The organism is Mesorhizobium sp. M1334, assembly GCF_040317995.1.
In the GTDB taxonomy this organism is placed as follows: Bacteria; Pseudomonadota; Alphaproteobacteria; order Rhizobiales; family Rhizobiaceae; genus Mesorhizobium.
In genome coordinates this window covers 15,488-34,865 of the sequence record NZ_JAMYLM010000011.1, presented here as the reverse complement: position 1 = coordinate 34,865, position 19,378 = coordinate 15,488, and the positions used below count along the sequence as shown (strand labels likewise).

The window sequence follows — 19,378 nt, the reverse complement described above, 5'->3', positions numbered from 1 at the left end:
ATGAGGCGCCACCTCTCCGCATCATGAATCAAGTCAGAAAAGCCGATCCCAACAACAAGACCGTTGCGGAAAACCGCAAGGCGCGGTTTTCCTATGAGGTGCTCGACACGATCGAGGCCGGTCTTGTGCTGACCGGCACCGAGGTGAAGTCGCTGCGCCAGGGCCAGGCCAACATCCAGGACAGCTACGCCTCGGTCGAGGGCGGCGAGATCTGGCTGATCAATTCCTATTTGCCGGAATACCTGCAGGCCAACCGCTTTAACCACGAGCCACGCCGCCGCCGCAAACTCCTGCTCAACAAGCGCGAGATGGCCAAGCTGGCGCAAAGCGTCGACCGCGAAGGCATGACGCTGGTGCCGCTGAAGATCTACTTCAACGACCAGGGCCGTGCCAAGCTGCTGCTCGCCGTTGGCCGCGGCAAGAAGCTGCACGACAAGCGCGAGACCGAAAAGCAGCGCGACTGGTCGCGCGAGAAGGGCCGGCTGCTGAAAGAGCGAGGGTGAGGGCGGTCCGAAGCGGACGAAAAGCCAATGATTTGGCTTTTCGAGCGACGAACGCCCGGAGCATGGCGGCGGGCAGGGCGGGCCAATGGGGATAGGTCTCTGTTGAAAAACCGGATCGTCTTGTGGGGTGCTGCCGGTCTGCTCATGGCGGGCCTCATCCTGGCCGGCGGCTATACCTACTTTCAGACGTTTTCTCCGGATCGCGGCAAATATCCGGTCAGGGGCATCGACGTTTCCCACCATCAGCGGCAGATCGACTGGCGGCGTGTTGCCGCCGACGATGTCGCCTTCGCCGTTATCAAGGCAACTGAAGGCGGCGACCATGTCGATGATGCCTTCGCGGGCAATTTGCATGCGGCCCGCGCCGCCGGCCTTGCCGTCGGCGCCTATCACTTTTTCACCTTCTGCAGGCCCGGTGCCGATCAGGCACGCAACTTCATCTCGGTGGTGCCGCGCGATCAGCCTTTGCTGCCGCCGGTGGTAGACATCGAGTTCGGCGGCAATTGCCCGCAGCGCCCAACTCCCGAACAGCTGAGCGCCGAACTCTCAGCCTTCCTCGGCCCGGTCGAAGCAGCGTTCGGCAAGACGGCCATCCTCTATGTGACCGACGAAGCCGCCCAAGCCTATGCCGGGCAGGTAGCCGGCCGCCCACGCTGGCTGCGTTCGCTGGCGCTGCGGCCAGGCCATGACGACTGGATTTACTGGCAGTACCACAACCGGGGCCGCGTCGACGGGATCAGCGGCGACGTCGACCTGAATGTTCTCCAAGGCGGGCCGGCGACGCTGGCAGCGATGTTTGCCGCAGCGCCTGAAGCGACGGCGTCGGATTGACACTATTTCTGTCCGCCCGAAAGCACCCTCGGTGGCGCGATGACGGGAACGACGAAGCCTTCGCCAATGTGGCTATTCATATCGCAGGTGGCGCTGTGCTAACTACATTTGATGCCGGAGCGCCCTTCATCGACCAATGACAGCAACGCCCCGCCTGCAGCGGCGGACGGCGGCGACCCCCCCCTGGCATTTGTCTACGCGGAGGCGGTGCGTGGCCTCCAACACCAGCAGGGCGTGGTTGAAAGTCTCAATACGCGCGCCGGCAATCTGATTTTCGCAACTGCGTTCGCGAGTTCTCTCCTTTGAGGCAGGGCGCTCCTGGATGGCGTAGGGCCTTGGGACTGGCTGGCACTGACGTTGCTTTTTCTGATCGGACTGCTGGTCGCGATTATGTTGTGGCCGTATTATAACTATACGTTCCGTTTCGATCCCAAGAAGCTGCCCCAGGACTTCGTCGACCAGCACCCTCCCGCAACCGTGGACGGGATGCAATGAGCGCTTGCTGCGCATCAAATCCGACATGGCCAGCAATTGGCGGATCATCCAACGCCTGCGCGTCGCGCTGCAGCTTGCACTGTTTCTGTGGTTGCTGGATCTCCTGGCCTGGTTGTTTGCGATCGCCCGAATCTAAGGCTCGTGCCCTGGCGGGCCTCGTCCGACTCTATGTCTTCAGAAAAGCTTCTATCTGACTGAAGACGTCGACGAACATCGCTTCCGTCAACACGCCGGTATTGGTGTTGTAGCGCGAGCAATGATAGCTGGAAAACAGCGTGATGCCATTGGCCTGCTGCTGCCCACCATGCCGGAACGGATAGGCGGCAACGCGTTGGCCGAGCGCCCGCACGGTCGACTGGTGCGCGATCGAGCCCAGCGCCAGCACAGCGCGCAGATTTGGAAACCGCGCAATCGTCGGTACCAGGAACGTCCGGCAGGTCGCTATCTCGGCGCCAACCGGCTTGTTATCCGGCGGCACGCAGCGCACCGCATTGGTAATCGCCGAACCGACAAGCTCCAGCCCGTCATCTGGTCGCGCTTTGAATTCGCCGCGCGCAAAGCCGTGCGCGATCAGCGTGTTGTAGAGCAGGTCGCCGGCAAAATCGCCGGTGAAGGGGCGCCCCGTCCGGTTCGCCCCGCGCAGGCCAGGCGCCAGGCCGACGATCAGCAAGCGCACCGCATCCTCGCCTTCCGGCGGCAAAAAGGTCGGCACTGGCGCGTTGAACCAGGACGGCTCGCGCCGCCGCCACTCGGCGATGAAGTCGTGCAGCCGCGGGCAGAGCGGGCAATCGCGATCAGGTTCGGGCGAGACGACCAGGGGCGCGGTCAAGGCAACGACCGTCAATAGTCTTCCTCGTCGACTTCGGCCGGTTCGGGCCGACGCACCGGCCGCTCCGACGGATCGCGGCCGACTTCGTTCTTGAGTGTCATCAGGTCAATGAAATGGTCGGCCTGGCGGCGCAGATCGTCGGAGATCATCGGCGGCTGCGACGCCATCGTCGAGACGATCGACACCTTGCGCCCGCGCCGCTGCAGCGCCTCGACCAGCGTACGGAAATCGCCGTCGCCCGAAAAGATGACATAATGGTCGACGACGTCGGCAAGCTCCAGCGCATCGACGGTCAGCTCGATATCCATATTGCCCTTGATCTTGCGCCGGCCGGTCGAGTCGGTGAATTCCTTGGCCGGTTTGGTCACCACCTTGAAGCCGTTATAATCGAGCCAGTCGATCAGCGGCCGTATCGAGGAGTATTCCTGATCCTCGACCAGCGCCGTGTAGTAATAAGCGCGCAGCAGATAGCCGCGTTTCTGGAAGCTCGCCAGAAGTTTGCGGTAGTCGATGTCGAAGCCCAGTGCGCGCGAGGTGGCGTAGAGATTGGCACCGTCGATAAAGAGAGCGATTTTTTCACGAGGATCGAACATGGAAAAATGTCCTTTTTCGAAATAAGCGATCGTCTAAATGCGTGGCGACTATCGGCCGGTCTGATAATAGACCTGTTGGCCTTCATCATTCGAGATAACGCCAGTTTTACGGCAATCCAAGGCACCATGCGGCACCGCAAGCAATTGTGATCGGCGCTGTGTCGTCGCAGGCGGCCCGCGTCAGAGCTGCGCGCCGCCATAAAAGCTTGTGTTTTGGCGGCGTTCGGGTTATGGACCGCGCCTGTTTTCCATCAAATCCAGGCATGAAAGGGGCAACTCATGGCCCGCGTAACCGTTGAAGATTGCATCGACAAGGTCGACAACCGCTTCGAGCTGGTGCTCCTGGCCGGCCACCGCGCCCGTCAGATCAGCCAGGGCGCGCAGATCACCGTACCGCGCGACAACGACAAGAACCCGGTCGTTGCGCTCCGCGAAATCGCCGAAGAGACGCTGTCACCGGACGACCTCAAGGAAGATCTCATCCATTCGCTGCAGAAGCATGTCGAGGTCGATGAGCCGGAAGCCGATGGCGAGGCGATTGCCGACCAGACCGGCAGCGCCGTTGCGGCCACCGATCCCGACGACGCCGAGGACAACGTCACCTTCGATCGCATGACCGAAGAAGACCTGTTGGCCGGCATCGAAGGTCTGGTGCCGCCGGAAAAAAGCGACGATTATTGATCTTAGCGACAACTGCCGACACTTTCGCGTCGGCGGTTTCGTGGCTATCTATGACATGCGCCGTACGGCCAGTGCGGCGCATGATTCATTTCAGCATTGCGAGATCCTGCCCATGATGCGTCAGTACGAGCTTGTCGAGCGCGTCCAGCGCTACAAGCCTGACGTCAACGAGGCGCTGCTCAACAAGGCCTATGTCTACGCCATGCAGAAGCATGGCCACCAGAAGCGTGCTTCCGGCGATCCCTATTTCTCGCATCCGCTCGAAGTCGCCGCCATCCTTACCGAAATGCATATGGACGAGGCGACGATCGCCGTTGCCTTGCTGCATGACACGATCGAGGACACCACGGCGACCAGGGCCGAGATCGACGAATTGTTCGGCCCGGAAATGGGCAAGCTGGTCGAAGGCTTGACCAAGCTGAAGAAGCTCGACCTCGTCTCCAAAAAGGCCGAGCAGGCGGAGAACCTGCGCAAGCTGTTGCTGGCGATCTCGGAAGACGTTCGCGTGCTGCTGGTCAAGCTCGCCGACCGCTTGCACAACATGCGCACGCTCGACCATGTGCCGGAAGCCAAGCGCCTGCGCATCGCCGAGGAAACGATGGATATCTATGCGCCGCTGGCCGGGCGCATGGGCATGCAAGGCATGCGCGAGGAGCTCGAGGAGATCGCCTTCCGCTTCATCAATCCGGAAGCCTACCGCGCCGTCACCGCACGGCTGGCCGAAATTTTCGAGCGCAACAAGGGCGTGCTGTCCGAAATCGAGAAGGCGCTCTCCACGCTGTTCGACAAATATTCGATCAAGGCCGAGGTCAAGAGCCGGCAGAAGAAGCCGTGGTCGGTGTTCCGCAAGATGGAAGCCAAGGCGTTGTCGTTCGAGCAACTGTCCGACATCTTCGGCTTTCGCGTCGTCGTCGATACCGTCGAGGACTGCTACCGGGCGCTCGGCGCCATCCACACGACCTGGTCGATGGTGCCCGGCCGCTTCAAGGACTACATCTCCACGCCGAAGCAGAACGACTACCGCTCGATCCACACCACCATCGTCGGCCCGTCGCGCCAGCGCGTCGAATTGCAGATCCGCACCTACCAGATGAACAAGATCGCCGAATACGGCGTCGCCGCTCATTCGATCTATAAGGATACCGGCGGCAAGATGAATGGTGCCGCCCATGCGATCTCGAAGGAAACCAATGCCTATGCCTGGCTGCGGCGCACCATCGAGCAGCTTGCCGAAGGCGACAACCCCGAGGACTTCCTCGAAAACACCAAGCTGGAACTGTTCCAGGACCAGGTGTTCTGCTTTACGCCGAAGGGCATGCTGATCGCGCTGCCGCGCGGCGCCACGCCGATCGACTTTGCCTATGCCGTCCACACCGATGTCGGCGACACTTGCGTCGGCGCCAAGGTCAATGGCCGCATCATGCCGCTGATGACGGAGCTGAAGAACGGCGACGAGGTCGAGATCATCCGCTCGAAGGCGCAGGTGCCGCCTGCGGCGTGGGAATCGGTGGTGGTTACCGGCAAGGCGCGGTCGGCCATCCGCCGCGCCACCAAGAACGCTATTCGAAAGCAATATTCAGGTCTCGGTATCCGCATTCTGGAGCGCGCCTTCGAACGGTCCGGCAAGACCTTCACCAAGGAAAGCCTGAAGCCGGTGCTGCACCGGCTGGCGCGCAAGGACATCGAAGATGTGCTGGCCGCGGTCGGCCGAGGCGAAGTTGCCTCCACCGATGTCATGAAGGCGGTGTTTCCCGACTACAAGGACGAGCGCGTCACGCTGGTCGCGCCCAAGCAGCGCGAGGAGGGCTGGTCGAAGATCCGCAATGCCGCCGGCATGCTGTTCCAGATTCCGGGCCGCGCCGCGCGCAAGGATAAAAACCAGCCGCGCGACGATGCGGTGCCGATCCGCGGTGTGCGCGGCGATTTGCCGGTGCGCTTCGCGCCGGAAGGGGCAGTGCCAGGCGATCGCATCGTCGGCATCGTGCAGCCGGGAACCGGTATCACCATCTATCCGATCCAGTCGCCGGCGTTGCAGGCCTTTGACGACCAGCCCGAGCGCTGGATCGACGTGCGCTGGGATATTGACGAGCGCACCAAGGAGCGGTTCCCGGCGCGCGTCTCGGTCACCGCCATCAACGCGCCGGGTTCGCTAGCCGACATTGCGCAAGTCGTCGCATCCAACGATGCCAACATCCACACTTTGTCGATGGTGCGCACCGCGCCCGATTTCACCGAAATGCTGATCGATCTCGAAGTGTGGGACCTCAAGCACTTGAACAGGCTGCTGTCGCAGCTAAAGGACAATTCGAGCGTCAGCGACGCGCGACGCGTCAACGGCTAGACCACCAACTTTGTTGGAAGAGGCAGAAGATGAACACCGACGAAGTGCTGGGCATTTTCCGCGAGGCCGGCGCCGTTCTTGAAGGGCATTTCATCCTGACGTCCGGCCTGCGCAGCCCGGTCTTCCTGCAGAAGGCGCGCGTTTTCATGCATGCCGACAAGACCGAGCGCTTGTGCAAGGCGCTCGCCGAAAAGATCCGCACTGGCGTGCCCGGCAGGATCGACTACGTCGTCGGCCCGGCGATCGGCGGGCTGATCCCGGCCTATGAGACCTCGCGCCATCTTGGTGTGCCGGCGATCTGGGTCGAGCGGGAAGGGGGCGAATTCAGGCTGCGCCGCTTCGAGATCGCCAAGGGATCGCGCGTCGTCATTGTCGAGGACATCGTCACCACCGGCCTGTCGATCCGCGAGACCATCGACTGTCTGCGCGCACTTGGCGCCGATGTCGTTGCCGCTGCGTGCATCATTGACCGCTCGGCCGGCAAGACCGATGTCGGCGTGCCGCTGATCGCGCTCGCCGAATACGAGGTTCCGGCCTATCCGGCCGACAGGCTGCCGCCCGAGCTTGCCGCCCTACCGGCGATCAAGCCGGGCAGCCGCAATATCTAATGCATGTCGCCCAAAGCTTATCCTCGGGCTTGAACCGAGCATGTGCAGCGGTCTTGGGACAAAGAAATGCATAAAACAAGTCAAGAGGCGCTGCCGTGATTGCTGGTATCGACCATTTCGTGCTGACGGTTCGCTCCGTTGAAGACACCTGCGCCTTCTATCAGCGCGTGCTTGGCTTCAAGCGCCTCGACGAGCCGGACCGGCCGACGGCGCTGCTGTTTGGAACGCAAAAGATCAATGTGCATGAGGTCGGGCACACCTTCGAGCCGAAGGCCAAGGCGCCGACGCCGGGCTCCGGAGATTTCTGCTTGATTGCCGCCCGTCCGCTCGCCGAGATATGTGCCAACCTCGCCGCCAATGGCGTGGTGATAGAGGTCGGCCCGGTCGAGCGTGCCGGCGCTCGTGGCGCGATGATGTCGGTCTATTTTCGTGACCCGGACGGCAACCTCGTCGAGGTCAGCGAATATCGACCCTAAGTGGCGCTCCTTAAATTCGCCGCGATCATGCCCTGTTCAGAACGGCGATACCCAAGGCTGGCGCGACCGACCACCGAGCGGATGCCCTCGGCCTCGTTGTTCTTCGGCCAGCGCATCGCTATATCAAAGTCGTAGTTGCTTTTCGGCGACCGCAGAGCGCAGCATGGGGCTGTCGCGCCCGGCTGGAGAAGCCGGCGTGAAGCTATTGACGGAACTAGGAACAGGAACAGAGTGCTTTTTCGACGGCGCAAGCCTGATGGTTTCTTAGAGCGGGTGCGTACTTATTTGTGGCCGCGCCGCTCGTTCTCGCGCTCGCTGCGGTATTTTTCCAAGCGCATCCTGCGGCTTAGAGCCACGCCGCATGCCGTGGCCGCCGGTGTTGCGGCGGGCGTATTCGCGTCGTTTTTCCCGCTTGGCTTCCACTTCATCATTGCCGCCATCCTGTGCTGGCTGATCGCCGGCAATCTGGTTGCCGCAGCACTCGGCACGGTCTTCGGCAACCCCCTTACGTTTCCGCTGCTATGGGCCGCCTCCTGGGAGGTCGGCAAGCTGATCCTGCATGAACACCTGCCGGCACACGGACCGCCTGCCCATCTCGGCGACATGCTGCACAATCTTTCCTTCGCGCAATTGTGGGGACCGGTACTGAAGCCGATGACGGTTGGCGCAATACCGCTCGGCCTGGTTTTCGGGCTGCTGTTTTACGGCATCACCCGCTGGGGCATGGTCACTTTCCAGGAGCAGCGCCGCAAGCGTCTGGCCGAAAGAGCGGCAAAGGCTGGAAAAACCGGGCCGGAAGTTCCCGCCGAATGATTATCGGTATCGGCAGCGATCTCATCGACATCAGACGCATCGAGAAGTCGTTGGAACGTCACGGTCAGCGCTTCATCCAACGCATCTACACCGAGATCGAACAGGCGCGCTCCGAAAACCGCGCGGCGCGTGCGGCCTCCTACGCCAAGCGTTTCGCCGCCAAGGAGGCCTGCGCCAAGGCGTTGGGCACCGGTCTTGCGCAGGGTGTGTTCTGGCGTGACATGGGGGTCGTCAACCTGGCCAGCGGCAAGCCGACCATGGCGCTCACCAACGGGGCGGCAGCGCGGCTGGACGAAATCCTGCCTGAAAGGCACCGAGCCGTGATCCACCTCACCATAACCGATGATTTTCCGCTCGCTCAAGCCTTTGTGATCATTGAAGCGTTGCCGGTCGAAGAAGCGCCACATTGATTGCATCTGACCACCGGCATGACGTTGCCCAGCGCGCGCCGAGACTCTATACCATCCAACGCACAATCGAGGACGACATGAGCGTGGCTGAAAAAACCCAGAAGAAATCCGGTGGACTTGGCGAAACCGTCAGCGTCATCGTCCAGGCCCTGCTGCTTGCGCTGGTCATCCGCACGCTCCTGTTCCAGCCGTTCTCGATCCCGTCCGGGTCGATGCGGCCGACTTTGCTCGAAGGCGACTATCTCTTCGTCACCAAGTGGTCCTACGGCTTCTCCCGCTATTCGCTGCCGTTCGGGCCGAACATCTTTTCGGGCCGCATCTGGGGCTCCGAGCCGAAGCGCGGCGACGTGGTGGTGTTCAAGTTTCCGCCGGATCCTTCTGTCGATTATATCAAGCGCGTCGTCGGCCTGCCGGGCGACAAGATCCAGGTCAAGGATGGCCAGCTCTTCATCAACGACGTGGGCGTGCCGCGCGTCAAAGTCGGGCAGATCGACAACCGCGACATCACCGAGGAGAACGGGCCGGTCGATGTCTATCGCGAGACGCTGCCGAACGGCGTCAGCTACGACACGCTCGACCTGACGCAGGCTTCGATCGGCGACAATACCAAAGAGTTCAAGGTGCCGCCCGGTCACTATTTCATGATGGGCGACAATCGCGACAACTCGTCGGACAGCCGCTTCACCGTCGGCTTCGTGCCGGACGAGAATTTGGTCGGCCGCGCCAACCTCATTTTCTTCTCGATCGGCGGCAGCGCCAGCCCGCTCGAAATCTGGAAATGGCCGTCGCAGATGCGCGCCTCGCGCCTGTTCCATTTCGTCAATTAGGACCATGGCGGCGACGAAACGGCTGACCGCCGATGCGCTCGCCGAGGCGCTCAAGGAGCGCACCGGCCACAGTTTTGGCGACCACCAGCGCCTGCAGCGGGCGCTGACCCATGCCAGCGCTCGCGGCAGTCATGCCGGCGTCGACTACGAACGTTTCGAATTCCTGGGCGACCGCGTTCTCGGCCTTGTCGTTGCCGATATGCTGCTGGCGGCATTTCCCGACGCTGCCGAGGGTGAGCTGTCGCTCAGACTGAACGCCCTGGTCAACGCCGAGGCCCTGGCGGAAATCGCCGATGAGATCGGCCTGCCGGAACTCATTCGCGCCGGTTCGGACGTACGCGGCCTCGATGGGCGCAAGCGCGTCAATCTGCGCGCCGATGCATTGGAATCGCTGATCGCCGTGCTCTATCTCGACGGCGGGTTGGAAGCGGCCCGTGCCTTTATCCACAGATACTGGCAGCCGCGCTCGCAAGCCATTGACGCCGCCCGTCGCGATGCGAAAACCGAACTCCAGGAATGGGCGCATCAGGCGGCAAGCGCAGTGCCGGTTTACATAATCGACAGCCGCGAGGGACCGGACCACGATCCGCTGTTCACCGTCAGTGTGAAGGTCGGCGCCTATCCGCCGGCGACCGGTAGCGGGCGCTCCAAGCGCGAAGCGGAGCAGGCTGCAGCCGCGGCACTTCTGCAGCGGGAAGGCGTCTGGCTCGATCAAGGGAGTGCCGCATGACCGCCACCGAAGCTCCCGCAACAGAAGCGCCCGCTACCCGCTCCGGCTTCGTCGCGCTGATTGGCGCGCCCAATGCGGGGAAATCGACGCTGGTCAACCAATTGGTCGGCGCCAAGGTGTCGATCGTGACACACAAGGTGCAGACCACGCGCGCCATCGTGCGCGGCATTGCCACCCACAACAACGCGCAGATCGTCTTCGTCGACACGCCGGGCATATTCAAGCCGAAGCGCCGGCTGGACACCGCGATGGTGACCACAGCCTGGGGCGGTGCCAAGGACGCCGATATCGTGCTGCTCTTGATCGATGCCGAGCGCGGCATCCGGGGCGATGCAGATGCCATCCTCGAGCGGCTGAAGGATGTCCGGCAGCCGATGGTGTTGATCCTCAACAAGGTCGATCGGGTCAAGCACGAGACGTTGCTTGCATTGTCGGCGGCAGCCAACGAAAGGGTGCCGTTCAAGCGCACCTTCATGGTTTCGGCGCTGACGGGGTCCGGCTGCAAGGACCTGCTCGACTATCTCGCCGAGACCCTGCCGGCCGGACCCTGGTACTACCCTGAAGACCAGATCTCCGACCTTCCGATGCGCCAGCTCGCAGCCGAGATCACCCGCGAAAAGCTCTATCTCAGGCTACATCAGGAACTGCCTTATTCCTCCCACATCGAGACAGAGAAATGGGAAGAGAAGAAGGACGGGTCGGTGCGCATCGACCAGACAATCTATGTCGAGCGCGACAGCCAGAAGAAGATCGTGCTCGGCCATAAGGGCGAGACGATCCGCGCCATCGGCCAGGCCGCGCGTATGGAGATCGCAGGCATCCTCGAGCAGAAGGTGCACCTCTTCCTGTTCGTCAAGGTGCGCGAGAACTGGGGCGACGATCCCGAGCGCTACCGCGAGATGGGGCTCGAATTTCCGCACTGAGCTATCCAAGGATTTGGCCGATCGGTCGAGCTGTCTGTTGGTCGTCTCAGGATTCTGAGCGGTCCCCAAGCGCCAACGACACACCGTTGGCAAGATGCTCGGCGTCGGACGCGTTTTCGAACGGGATGCCCGTTCTTGCATAGTCGAGCGGTGAGAAATCGGAGCCGTCGGCGTTGATCAGCGCAGCCTGGCGCCTTGCCGCTTGCATGTCGCCGAACTGAGCGTAACAGGCGGCAAGCCGGGTGCGGATCCACGGCGTCGGTCGCGTCGCCAACTCCAGCACCTCGGCAGCCGTGCGGTATTCGCCCAGCATGTATAGCGCGAGCGCGCGATCGTACTGATACCAGTGAGGATGCAGCGGGTTGATGCGGATGGCGCGCGCCAGCCAGGCGAGCGCGTCGAGCGGCCGGCCGCGCATCGTCAACAGATGCCCCATCTGCTCGATACAGTCTGCGTCGCCCGGATTGAGCTCGAGCGCGATGCGCAAATGATGCTCGGCCGCCTCGTGGTCGCGCATATTGAGCCGCACCAGCGACTGGATGCGGTGTGCCGTTGCCTGGTCCGGCGACAATGCGATGCCCCGGTCGGCCAGGTCGCGGGCCTTCGTCAGCACGGCGTCGCTGCTCGGTCCGAATTCGCTGTTAAGCACATGCGACAGCGCCAGATAGGTGTAGGCGAGGCCATAGGCCGGGTCCCTGACGATAGCAGCCTCGAAAAACGCTGCTGCTTGTTTCAGTTCGCTTTGCGCCGGATCGCGCAGCAAGGCGACGCCGCGCAGCACCAGTTCATGGGCGGCGAGGCTGGCTACCGGCTGCCGCGAGGCACGTTGCAGGCCGGCATTGTTCACCCGAACCACCAGCCGGCCGACGATCTTTTCGACGATCTCCTGCTGGATGGCGGACAGCCCGGCGTAATCGGCCTGGTAGCGATCGCCCCAGAGCTGGGAAGCGCTGGCTGCGTCAACGAGATTGACCGCACAGACGATGCTGTCTGCCTGCCGCCGCACCGAGCCCTCGACGACATAGTCGGCGCCGATGCACGAACGCACGACAGGCCATTCGCCAGGCGAATAGGACGCAAACGAGAAGCTCGAGTTGCGCGCCAGCACCGTCAACGTGCCGAAGCGGGCGAGGCCATTGATAATGTCTTCGGCAATACCATCGACGATCGCTTCGTCGGCCGGATCGGCGCCGTCATTGCGGAATCTGAGCACCGCCACGATCGGCTGGGCGCCGAGTTCGGGCACCGGCTCGATTTCAGGGATCAGCATGTAGCCGCGCTTCGATACGGTCCGTATCGTTTCCTCGCCGAGCACCTTGCGGATCTCGCGAATCGACTGCGTCAGCGAATCCTCGGTGACGAAAACACCCGGCCAGACCGCATCCATCAATTCCGACTTCGGCACCACACGGCCGATGTGGCGGGCGAGATGCGTCAGCAATGCGTAGGCTTTCGGCCGCAGGAAGGCCGGCTGTCCGGCCCGGCCGAGCGTACCTTTGCCCAGATCGAGCGTGAAACCGCCAAACTGAAAAACCTGCTCAGTGGCCGAAACCGCCATCGAAACGGCCCGCTCCCTGCAGCCGTGCCTGTATTGGCCTACGGCTGGAGGGCTGGGTCAAGGTCTGTCGCCGCCGAAAGCGGCGCTTTGGATTTGGACGCCGCAAATTAGACGGCGCCAGCAAGGGCGGGCTGCGTTGCCGGCCTGCGGACGAAGCTCTCGGTGCCGTAGACGGCAACGATCGCGATCGCAGCCACCGCCCAGATCGCAACACCAATCCATTGCTGCTGCACATGGTCGGCGTCGATGAACGCCTTGCCCAGGAAGCGCACGCTGTTCTGATGGGTGACATGCATAAGAATGGCGAGAAGCACACTGCCGGTGTTCTGATAGAGCCAGGTGAACACCACTGCCGCCAGCACGACGTTGATCGTGCCGTAGAGGCTGAGATCGCCGACCAGGCCGAGCGGAAAATGCCAGATCGCCCAGATCGCGCCGAGGATCAGGCTTCCGGCCAGCGCCGAATGCTTGGTCAACAGACGCGGTGTCGCAAAGCCGCGCCATCCCGGCTCTTCGCCAAGCGGGCCGCTGAAGACCGCATAGAGCGCGATGATCGGCAGTATCTCAGTGACGGCTGGAATGTTGCCCCAGGCCGGCGTCGCCGAGCCGAACAGCGGATTGACCAGGATTGAGGCAAGCTGCGTGCTCAATGGCAGGCCGAATGCCACCAGATACCATAGCGGAGATACCCGCCACTTCACCATGGAAGCGAGAATGGCCTTGACCGAAGCCCAGCCTCCGGAAAGAGCGGCGATGACGAATCCGGACACCATCGGGCCGAAGGTAAACCAGGGAATGCTATCGCCATTCGACAGGTAGAATGGGATGAAGGCAAACCAGGTCAGGGCAAGCGTCAACGAAAAGAAGGCAGCCAACTGATGCTGCCGCACCAGGCGCAGGAAAGAAGTCATGTCGGGCCTCTCACGGGCAGATGACAATGAGAGGTCGCCGGGCTGCCCAATCGGTCGACTTACATCTTGAACAGCCGGCCGAAACATTCCGGGAGGCTATGCGCCGACCACCTCGGTCGACCCGTTTCTTATTGGCAGCCGCGCTACCCGAAATCCTGAGCGGGTTCTGAGAAATTTCCGATATTTCATGCAGAACCGGCCAGTCAGACCGGTTGGAACGCCTGCCGACACGGCGGTCGTCCAGCGTTCCCGTTCGTCGTCTCTCCGTCATACACCCTGCCTATAGGCGTTAAATACAAGGGCGACTGGGGTGCGATCACCGCGGTCGGCGCCATAATAGTACGTCGGAAGAATGGGCCGGCAAAGCTCGCCTCGACGTCAAGCCGATTACTGACCTGACCCTGTTCGTGATGGCAGGTTACGGCAGCGACGACAACGTCGCGAAGAACTTCTATAAGCCGTGGGCGGGCAACTTTGCCGTCTGGGGCAGCGGCAGCTATGCCGTCAACAAGAAGACCTCGTTGAACGCCCAGGTCTCCTATACCGACGACAAAGACTTCGCTGTTGCGGCCAATGTCGCCTACACCATCGTTCCTGGCTACACGATCACCGCCGAAGTCGATTATTACGACAATTTGGATGCCGACGATGCCGACGCGATCGGCGGCATCTTCCGCTTCCAGCGCTCGTTCTGATCAAACGACGATCTCGCAGAAACGGCCCGTAGCGATACGCTACGGGCCGTTTTGGTTTGCGGCGGATAAGTCGCTCATCTTGATTTCGCCATCCAACCGGTGACAAGCTCTCGTCATGGAATGGCGCGACGAGGGAATCATTCTGGGCACCCGCAAGCATGGCGAAACCAGCGCCATTCTCGAGGTGATGACGCGCGTGCATGGCCGCCATCTCGGCCTCGTGCGCGGCGGCCGTTCGCGCAAACAGCAGCCGGTCTTGCAGCCCGGCAATCGCGTCGACCTGTTGTGGCGGGCGCGGCTCGACGAGCATCTCGGCACCTTCCAGGTCGAGGCGATCGAGATGAACGCCGCCCGGTTGATGGACAGCGCCGTTGCCGTCTACGGCCTGCAGACGATGGCCGCACATCTGCGTCTTCTGCCCGAGCGTGACGCCCATGGCGGCCTTTACGAGACGCTTGCGGTGATGATCGCTCATCTCGACGATGCCGATGCCGCCGGCGAGTTGGTGGCCCGCTTCGAGCTGCTGGTCCTCGACGAACTCGGTTTTGGCCTCGATCTCAGCCAGTGTGCGGCGACCGGCACCAGGCAGGACCTTGCCTATGTCTCGCCGAAATCCGGCCGCGCCGTGTCGCGCGCGGCGGGCGCGCCGTGGCGCGACAAGATGCTGGCGCTGCCTGCCTTCCTGCAGCGCGGCTCCGGGTTGCGCGCCGATCCGGCGGCGATCGAGGACGCCTTCCGGCTGACCGGCTTCTTTTTGACCCGCCATGTCTACGAACCGCGCGGCATCGAGCCTCCCGGCGCCCGCGCCGGGTTTCTCGCCGCCTTGCGCAGGCATCAATCACCCGGCCATGAATCCGGCAAGGCGAGCGCCGCAGAAACCGCCGGGGAGACCACCAGATGAGCGACGTTGAACCTTGTCCCGGCAACGTTTCGCCGCTCGGCCTTGGCACAAGGGCGGCACGCTGGCGGTTTCGGAAGCGGCGCTGAAGGATGTCAACGGCAAGCTGCTGGCTTTGGGCGCTGAAACATGCTCGATCTTTCCGGCGGCCAATCTGGTGGCACGTTGAATGGACCGGCCGTTTGGCCGCCGCATTTGAATGTCACTGAACATTGAGTGTCAGTGACAACTGGCCTGGTTTGGGGGAACCGCCATGTTTGAAAGCCTGATTGGCCTCGTCGCCATCATCGCGCTGTTCGTCATCATTTCACGCCAGCAGAGCCGTATCGGCCTGATCGAGCGCGAGCTTGGCGCCTTGCGCAGCCTTGTGCTTTCGGGCACGCCTGCGCTGCCGCCGCAAGCCAAGGAACCGGCTGCAAACGACAGCAAACCGGCGGATGCCGCAATACCGCTTGCGGCCGCAGCCGACCTGGCATCGCCAGGGACCGCAGCGGTCGCATCAGCCACAGAGGCCGAGGCCGATACCGCGGCGCCATCCGCGCCGGAGTCGGCGCAACCGGCGGCCGCGGCGAAGCCAGCTCGCCAGTCCGACGTCGAAACGGCTCTCGGTACTCGCTGGGCGGTCTGGGTCGGCGGCATCGCGCTGGCGCTGGGCGGCCTGTTCCTGATCCGCTACACCATCGAGGCCGGCATTTTCGGGCCACGCGTGCGGCTCGCCATGGCGGCGGCACTCGGGCTGGTGCTGGTCGCCGGCGGCGAGTTCATCCGGCGCACCGGCTTCAGGGTGCCGGTGCAAGGTGCCGCCGGTGCCTATATCCCGGCAATCCTGACGGCGGCCGGCGCCTTCATTTTGTTCGGTACCGTCTACGCCGCGTACAGCATTTACGGCTTTATCGGCCCGACGCTCGCTTTCACGCTGCTCGGCGCCATCGGGGTGGCGACGATCGCGGCAAGCCTGGTTCACGGTCAGGCGCTGGCCGGCGTCGGCCTGCTCGGTGCCATGGTGACGCCGCTGCTGGTCGCCTCGCAGGCGCCCAATCCGTGGGCGCTGTTCGGCTATCTGGCGATCGTGCTCGTCACCGCCGGCGTCATCGCCCGTATCCGCGACTGGAGGCTTTTGATGGCCGCAGCCTTCGTCGCCACCGGCATCTGGACCATCTTCTACATGACCGAAGCACCGGGGACGAACCTTTCCGTCATCCTTTTTATCGACGGGGTGACACTGGCCGTGCTCGCCTTCGTCTGGCTTGGCCGCCGCGACGAAGCGGTCGCCGGCAGCGGCTTCGATTGGCCGTCGATCGCGCCGGGCTTCTTCGTCGGGCTTTCGGCGCTGGCCCTGTTCGTCGATCCGGCCTTCGCCGCCATCCGCGGTGCATTGCCGGGTGCCGCCCTTGTCGCAGCCCTGGTGGCGGTGGCGCTCTATCGGCCGCGGGCGCTGGCACTGCTGCACGCCGCCGGGCTGGCGACTGTGCTGGTCTATCTCGGCATCATTCCGCCGACCACGATCGCTTCCGATTTTTCGGGCGGCGCTCTTGGCGTCGACGGCATGCCGGTTGTGGCGTCCGATGCCTTGATGCTCAGGGTCGGCATCGTTCTCGGCCTGGTCTTCATCGGCATCGGCTTTTGGGCAGCGCGCCGTTTTGCGGCCCATGGCTGGCTGCGCGCCGCCACGTGGGCGGCCTGGAGCGCTGTCGCGCCACTGGTCATCCTGCTGGCGCTCTGGTCTACCTTCGGCAATCTCGACCGTGACCTTGCTTATGCGGCGGTTGCAGCCGTATTGGTCGGGGTCTTCGCTGCCGGCGGCGAATGGATAGCACGCGGCGAAGCGCCGCCGCTGACCGGCGGCGCTGCCGTCTCCTTCGCGCTCGGCGGGGCGGCGATTGCCGGCCTGCTGATGCTGCACATGGCCTTTGGTTCGGGCTGGACAACCATCCTGCTCGGAGCAGCCGCCGCCGTGCCAGCGCTGGCGACGCGCTGGCGTAGCTATCCGGTGCTTGGATGGATTTCCGTTGGTGCGGTGATTGCAGTGCTTGGTCGCGCTGCCTTCGACCCGACCATCGTCGGTGCCGAGTTCCTGTCGAAGACGCCGGTGTTCAACTGGCTGCTGCTTGGATATGGGGTGCCGGCGCTCGCTTTCGGTTTTGCCGCCTGGCAGCTTGCCCGAACCACCAATGGCCGACCGCGCCTTGCCATGGAGGCCGGCGCCGCGCTGTTTTGCCTGCTCACCGTCGCCATGCTGGTGCGCCATGCCATGCATGGCGGCGTCATCGATACGGCTGCTGCGACGCTGGCCGAACAGGCGATCTACACGCTGATCGCCATCGGTGCCGGTGCCATCCTGGTCGCTATCGACATGCGCTCGCCAAGTCAGGTGCTGCGTTACGGCTCGATTGCAGCGGGCGTGGTCTCGTTCGCCTTCATCGTCCTCCAGCATTTTCTGGCGTTGAACCCGTTGCTGACCGATGAATCGACCGGCAGCATTCCGGTGTTCAACCTTCTGTTCCTCGCCTACCTCTTGCCGGCGGTCGCGGCAGGCGCACTGGCACTCCATTGCCGTGACAAGCGGCCGCAATGGTATGCGGCGATGCTGGCGGTGGTGGCGGCGGTGCTCGCTTTTGCCTATGCCACGCTGTCGGTCAGGCGCCTGTTCAAGGGTGAGTTCATCGGGCTGTGGAGCGGTCTCGGCCAGCTTGAGACCTATACCTATTCGGCACTGTGGCTGGTAATCGGCGTGGTGCTGCTCACCGCCGGTGTCTGGCTGAAGTCCCAGGTGCTGCGCATAGCGTCGGCAGCGCTGATCTCGATCGCCGTGCTCAAAGTCTTCATCTTCGACATGTCGGAACTGGAAGGCGTGTTGCGGGCGCTGTCCTTCATCGGCCTCGGCGCGGTGCTCATCGGCATCGGCCTGTTTTATCAGCGGCTGCTGACAAGGGCGGCGAGAGAGGTAAATTAGGTCGTCCACTGCAAGAAGGTCCAGCCTGGAGGACAGCGCGTTGCTCATAAACGACATAGCTACGATCGGCATCATCACGGCAGGCCCTGGGGGACCAATCGAAGGCTTCAAGGAGGGGCTGAGAGAACTGGGATTTGCCGAAGGCCGGAGCATTCGGTTTGAGCAGCGATCGGCCAATGGTGATTTGGGCAGGCTTCCCACCCTGGCGACGGAACTGGTTAGGCTGAACGTCGACCTTATCGCCGTGATCGGGGCGGTGACCGCGCGTGCGGTCCAAAAGGCGACAACGGAGCTCCCCGTCGTTTATTCTGTCGTCGTCGATCCGGTCAGTGATGGCCTCGCCGCAAGCCTGGAGAAGCCCGGCGGCAACATGACAGGAGTAACCAGCTTCGATCCAAACCAGGCGCGGACGCATGTCGAGTTGTTGCGAGCCGTCTTACCAGCGCTCTCCCGCATCGCGATCTTGAGCGATCAGGGGGTGTCCGATTGCCTGTCAGCCTCCAATGCTGGGGCAATACAAGAATTTGGGCTGAACCCGCAGGTTCTCCGCATTATAGGGCCTCAGCCCGATCTTGACGGCGCTTTTGCAGCGATGGATCGCGAGCTGGTCGAAGCGCTCATCGTCCTCGAGGAGCCGATCATTGCAGCACTCCGCGCAAGAATCGCGGAGCTTGCCCTTGCGCGTCGCTTGCCAACCATCTTCGCGCGGGAGCAGATCGATGCGGGAGGTCTGTTCTGCTACGGCACCAGCTTGCGAAGCGCAACATATCACATGGCGCTGTGCGCGAAGAAGATTCTTGATGGCAAGAGCCCCCGCGACATACCAATTCAGACTTTGTCCCAGCACGAATTGGTGGTGAACTTGCAGACCGCGAGAAAGCTCGGTCGAACGGTGCCTTCAAATATAGTAAATAGAGCGGTGCGTGTGATTGAATAGTACTGCGGCCGCTGACCCGCAGCAAGGGAGACATAGGATCAAATGGCACTCTATATACGAGGCCCCGAAGTGGATGCTTCAGCGACTATGTTGCAGCGCCAGACGGACGCTCCAAGCAAAACGGAGGCGGTGCGGACCGCGCTTTGCACGAACTCGAACGCAGTCGCACCAATGTGTCGCTTCGCGACCGGATTGCCAGGCTGCAAGCCGAGGCGGTGAGGATGGGCCTGCCCAATCCTGACTTCGATATGAAGAAATTCACAGCCGAGATGCGGGAAGACTGACGTTTGTCGACGCGCCGCTATTCGTCACCACGCATTTCTTTCAACTTTCGGATGCAACCCGGGAATAAACCTGCCACCGGCA

Annotated in this window: 22 protein-coding genes and 1 pseudogene; 19 read left to right on the top strand and 4 right to left on the bottom strand. The window is 62.7% G+C overall.

Annotated features, from left to right (window positions below; genetic code table 11):
* The first annotated feature begins 23 nt into the window (after positions 1 to 23).
* The 3 genes from smpB (at position 24) to NKH17_RS19365 (ending at position 1,965) form a co-directional block, all read left to right on the top strand.
* Positions 24 to 503 (top strand): SsrA-binding protein SmpB, encoded by a 480-nt coding sequence (gene smpB, locus NKH17_RS19375; protein WP_023768487.1) that lies wholly within the window; start codon positions 24 to 26, stop codon positions 501 to 503.
* A 102-nt stretch (positions 504 to 605) separates the two neighbouring features.
* Positions 606 to 1,334, top strand: a complete 729-nt coding sequence (locus NKH17_RS19370; RefSeq protein WP_352647300.1) for a glycoside hydrolase family 25 protein — start codon at positions 606 to 608, stop codon at positions 1,332 to 1,334.
* Positions 1,335 to 1,833: 499 nt separating this feature from the next.
* The gene (locus NKH17_RS19365; protein WP_352508496.1) at positions 1,834 to 1,965 is read left to right on the top strand and encodes a hypothetical protein; all 132 of its coding nucleotides are present in this window, start codon (positions 1,834 to 1,836) and stop codon (positions 1,963 to 1,965) included.
* Positions 1,966 to 1,995: 30 nt separating this feature from the next.
* Here NKH17_RS19365 and NKH17_RS19360 read toward each other — a convergent pair whose 3' ends face one another.
* Entirely contained in the window at positions 1,996 to 2,673 is a 678-nt protein-coding gene (locus NKH17_RS19360) for a uracil-DNA glycosylase (RefSeq protein WP_352647302.1), read from the bottom strand.
* Positions 2,670 to 3,251: a LabA-like NYN domain-containing protein gene (locus tag NKH17_RS19355; RefSeq protein WP_023677774.1), complete on the bottom strand. Its 582-nt coding sequence runs from the start codon at positions 3,249 to 3,251 to the stop codon at positions 2,670 to 2,672. The genes NKH17_RS19360 and NKH17_RS19355 overlap by 4 nt, the downstream gene beginning before the upstream one ends.
* 279 nt (positions 3,252 to 3,530) lie before the next feature.
* On the opposite strand from NKH17_RS19355, the gene rpoZ reads away from it, so the two are divergent.
* The 9 genes from rpoZ to era all read left to right on the top strand — a co-directional run bounded on the left by rpoZ (position 3,531) and on the right by era (position 11,060).
* On the top strand, positions 3,531 to 3,932 hold the full coding sequence (gene rpoZ, locus NKH17_RS19350; RefSeq protein WP_352896891.1) for a DNA-directed RNA polymerase subunit omega: 402 nt from the start codon (positions 3,531 to 3,533) through the stop codon (positions 3,930 to 3,932).
* Positions 3,933 to 4,044: 112 nt separating this feature from the next.
* Positions 4,045 to 6,273: a RelA/SpoT family protein gene (locus tag NKH17_RS19345; protein WP_254820189.1), complete on the top strand. Its 2,229-nt coding sequence runs from the start codon at positions 4,045 to 4,047 to the stop codon at positions 6,271 to 6,273.
* A 29-nt stretch (positions 6,274 to 6,302) separates the two neighbouring features.
* The gene (gene pyrE / locus NKH17_RS19340; RefSeq protein ID WP_352508499.1) at positions 6,303 to 6,881 is read left to right on the top strand and encodes an orotate phosphoribosyltransferase; all 579 of its coding nucleotides are present in this window, start codon (positions 6,303 to 6,305) and stop codon (positions 6,879 to 6,881) included.
* Between the two features lie 95 nt (positions 6,882 to 6,976).
* Positions 6,977 to 7,357 carry a VOC family protein gene (locus tag NKH17_RS19335; protein ID WP_352480324.1) on the top strand — a complete coding sequence of 127 codons (381 nt, stop codon included), beginning with the start codon at positions 6,977 to 6,979 and terminating at the stop codon, positions 7,355 to 7,357.
* Between the two features lie 231 nt (positions 7,358 to 7,588).
* Positions 7,589 to 8,170, top strand: a complete 582-nt coding sequence (locus NKH17_RS19330; protein ID WP_254820192.1) for a DUF2062 domain-containing protein — start codon at positions 7,589 to 7,591, stop codon at positions 8,168 to 8,170.
* A complete protein-coding gene (gene acpS / locus NKH17_RS19325) occupies positions 8,167 to 8,580 on the top strand; it encodes a holo-ACP synthase (RefSeq protein WP_254820193.1) in 414 nt (137 codons plus the stop codon). Before NKH17_RS19330 ends, acpS begins: the two co-directional genes overlap by 4 nt.
* 77 nt (positions 8,581 to 8,657) lie before the next feature.
* Positions 8,658 to 9,407: a signal peptidase I gene (lepB, locus tag NKH17_RS19320; RefSeq protein ID WP_352508500.1), complete on the top strand. Its 750-nt coding sequence runs from the start codon at positions 8,658 to 8,660 to the stop codon at positions 9,405 to 9,407.
* Positions 9,408 to 9,411: 4 nt separating this feature from the next.
* Positions 9,412 to 10,137, top strand: a complete 726-nt coding sequence (gene rnc, locus NKH17_RS19315; protein WP_254820195.1) for a ribonuclease III — start codon at positions 9,412 to 9,414, stop codon at positions 10,135 to 10,137.
* The gene (gene era / locus NKH17_RS19310; protein ID WP_023677765.1) at positions 10,134 to 11,060 is read left to right on the top strand and encodes a GTPase Era; all 927 of its coding nucleotides are present in this window, start codon (positions 10,134 to 10,136) and stop codon (positions 11,058 to 11,060) included. The genes rnc and era overlap by 4 nt, the downstream gene beginning before the upstream one ends.
* 46 nt (positions 11,061 to 11,106) lie before the next feature.
* Here era and NKH17_RS19305 read toward each other — a convergent pair whose 3' ends face one another.
* Together NKH17_RS19305 and NKH17_RS19300 are read right to left on the bottom strand one after the other, a co-directional pair.
* Positions 11,107 to 12,618: a winged helix-turn-helix domain-containing tetratricopeptide repeat protein gene (locus NKH17_RS19305; protein WP_352896888.1), complete on the bottom strand. Its 1,512-nt coding sequence runs from the start codon at positions 12,616 to 12,618 to the stop codon at positions 11,107 to 11,109.
* 107 nt (positions 12,619 to 12,725) lie between these two features.
* Entirely contained in the window at positions 12,726 to 13,529 is an 804-nt protein-coding gene (locus tag NKH17_RS19300) for a CPBP family intramembrane glutamic endopeptidase (protein ID WP_352480326.1), read from the bottom strand.
* Positions 13,530 to 13,822: 293 nt separating this feature from the next.
* Between NKH17_RS19300 and NKH17_RS19295 the strand changes: the two genes are divergently transcribed.
* The 7 genes and pseudogenes from NKH17_RS19295 to NKH17_RS33445 all read left to right on the top strand — a co-directional run bounded on the left by NKH17_RS19295 (position 13,823) and on the right by NKH17_RS33445 (position 19,296).
* Positions 13,823 to 14,224 (top strand): porin, encoded by a 402-nt coding sequence (locus tag NKH17_RS19295; RefSeq protein ID WP_352896943.1) that lies wholly within the window; start codon positions 13,823 to 13,825, stop codon positions 14,222 to 14,224.
* A gap of 115 nt (positions 14,225 to 14,339) precedes the next feature.
* The gene (gene recO / locus NKH17_RS19290) at positions 14,340 to 15,125 is read left to right on the top strand and encodes a DNA repair protein RecO (RefSeq protein WP_352480327.1); all 786 of its coding nucleotides are present in this window, start codon (positions 14,340 to 14,342) and stop codon (positions 15,123 to 15,125) included.
* Between the two features lie 13 nt (positions 15,126 to 15,138).
* Positions 15,139 to 15,291: a hotdog fold domain-containing protein gene (locus NKH17_RS19285; protein WP_254820198.1), complete on the top strand. Its 153-nt coding sequence runs from the start codon at positions 15,139 to 15,141 to the stop codon at positions 15,289 to 15,291.
* A gap of 84 nt (positions 15,292 to 15,375) precedes the next feature.
* A complete protein-coding gene (locus tag NKH17_RS19280; protein WP_352896885.1) occupies positions 15,376 to 18,075 on the top strand; it encodes a DUF2339 domain-containing protein in 2,700 nt (899 codons plus the stop codon).
* Between the two features lie 40 nt (positions 18,076 to 18,115).
* Complete coding sequence (locus NKH17_RS19275; protein WP_352896883.1) at positions 18,116 to 19,012, top strand: ABC transporter substrate-binding protein; 897 nt, start codon at positions 18,116 to 18,118, stop codon at positions 19,010 to 19,012.
* Positions 19,013 to 19,054: 42 nt separating this feature from the next.
* A pseudogene (locus NKH17_RS33450) lies at positions 19,055 to 19,111 on the top strand (hypothetical protein); the annotation flags it as partial.
* A 44-nt stretch (positions 19,112 to 19,155) separates the two neighbouring features.
* Positions 19,156 to 19,296 (top strand): hypothetical protein, encoded by a 141-nt coding sequence (locus NKH17_RS33445; protein WP_502895551.1) that lies wholly within the window; start codon positions 19,156 to 19,158, stop codon positions 19,294 to 19,296.
* Positions 19,297 to 19,378: the final 82 nt, after the last annotated feature.